A 1,630-nucleotide genomic window follows, 5' to 3' on the forward strand; every position below is an offset into this window, starting at 1 on the left:
GGCTTGGCGCAGTGGGGAGCGGTCCAATGCTTTGGTCAGGCTGAGCATTACAGCTATCGCCTGCGTCGGTTGCACCTCTGCGATGAGCAGGCGCTTCCCTACGGCCCCGGCCAGGTACGCGCGGTCTCTCCGGCGTTGATCCATCAGATGGGCAATGCCGGTGAACAGAGTTTCTTGAGCCTGCACGTCTATGGCTGTCGGGAACCGCGCACTGCAGTTACGGCTTCAGCTCGGGTGTTTGATCCGGATGAAGGGTGTATTCAGTTCACCAGTGGCGGCGTCTTTTTTGCTTTGCCTGAATCAGACATTGAGAGGCGCCAGTATGGCTTGACGGCGGACCTAGCGATTCGAAAGCGTCAAGCGCAGCTCAAGGCTTGGAGACTTCAACAGATGCTCGCGTTGGCGGCTTAGTCCCGCCAACTGGCTAATCCCGGCGCCCAAAGGGTGTGACGGATTCGGGGTTATCGATGTCGTAATCGAGGATGTCTGCGGGCAATCCCACTTGGACTTCTTTGGGATAGACGGTGAAGTCCTCTATGCGTTTGAACAGAGGTAGCAGCACCCGCGCCAGGGCATTGGGTGCTCCATAGAAAAACGTGTGGTGCCCCAGCAGAAATTCGGTCGTTCCTGCCCCTTCCGACTGTTGCAGTTTCAACAGGAACTGACTCAGTTGATGGCGCTGTTCGGGCCGCAAACTGGGATGGGCTGTGACAGGGAAATCCCGCTGAGCGGCGACCAGCCCGGCTCGCTTCCAATCCAGCTCGGAGAGGGCCTGGGTGAGCTCTCCCCGGTCTCGGCTGAAATCCATGCAGGTCAGCTGCGCTTCTTCGATCTCCATCACCCGTTGAAACTGCTGATGTTGCAGTAACTTCCACTTCTCTCTCGCGTTGTCGTGCACCACAACGGCGGCGAGTCGAAGTCGCCGGTAGCGCTGGAGCAGTTTGCGGTTGCTACTGGAGCGGGCCACGAATTGGAAGAGGAACTGTGAGCCCGTGCCGATGTAGTCATCGAAGATCACCAGTGCCCGTCGCTCGGCCTCAGTCCTGAAGGTGGAGTGGAGTGCTTCGATGTTTTTGAAGCAACTGACTGGAATGCGGTTGGCCTTTCGGTAGACGTAGGCAATCAGGTCGCCGCTTTTGCAGACAAAGGCTCGGGTGAAGTCGATATCCGAGAAGTGCTCGATGTCGAAACCGTCCTCGCCTAGGTCACTGCAGAGTCGTTCGTGCAGAAGCCTGCACTCTCTGATCAGGCGGGCCCAGCTATGCATCTCCATGCAGTCCAGTAACTGCAGGGCAATGGCATGGTCACTGGCCTCAAACTGCTCGAGCCAGTGAAGGACTGAGCCGCTTGAAATTTCAGGCTCATTCCAGCGCGCGCTCAGCTTTTCAATCGCCTGTGTTGTTGCTGGCTCAACCATGCGCTCAGCGCGTTGCAATGACATGATTCAACCGGCGGATATTGACCTGCTTGCGTCCCTTGCTGTCACTGCTCACCAGGTCGCCAAAGCGATGGCCCAGTAGGACATCGCGGTTGCAATAGAGGTGGGTCTGCAGCAGTCCCGCCCCGGTACTTTCATCGATTCCCTCCACCAAGGGCATCAGGACAGCGTTTCGGCGTAGTAATTCCTCCC

The 1,630-nt window shown here is 57.7% G+C and carries 2 protein-coding genes and 1 pseudogene; 1 reads left to right on the forward strand and 2 read right to left on the reverse strand.

All coding sequences use genetic code 11. From position 1 onward, the window contains the following. Positions 1–411, forward strand: a pseudogene (locus QZ186_RS05690) (cysteine dioxygenase); the annotation flags it as partial. Between the two features lie 13 nt (positions 412–424). Here the strand turns inward: QZ186_RS05690 and QZ186_RS05695 are convergent. Then, positions 425–1,417, reverse strand: a complete 993-nt coding sequence (locus QZ186_RS05695; RefSeq protein WP_296416118.1) for a hypothetical protein — start codon at positions 1,415–1,417, stop codon at positions 425–427. Positions 1,418–1,421: 4 nt separating this feature from the next. Further along, the coding region (locus tag QZ186_RS05700; protein ID WP_296416119.1) for a hypothetical protein at positions 1,422–1,630 on the reverse strand (209 nt) is incomplete at its 5' end.

This window comes from Vulcanococcus sp. DEBay_Sum29NL08_54 (genome assembly GCF_017859255.1).
GTDB lineage: Bacteria > Cyanobacteriota > Cyanobacteriia > PCC-6307 > Cyanobiaceae > Vulcanococcus.

Coding starts and splice junctions, on each gene's coding strand:
- QZ186_RS05695 (WP_296416118.1), bottom strand. CDS start 1,417: ATGGTTGAGCCAGCAACAACACAGGCGATTGAAAAGCTGAGCGCGCGC.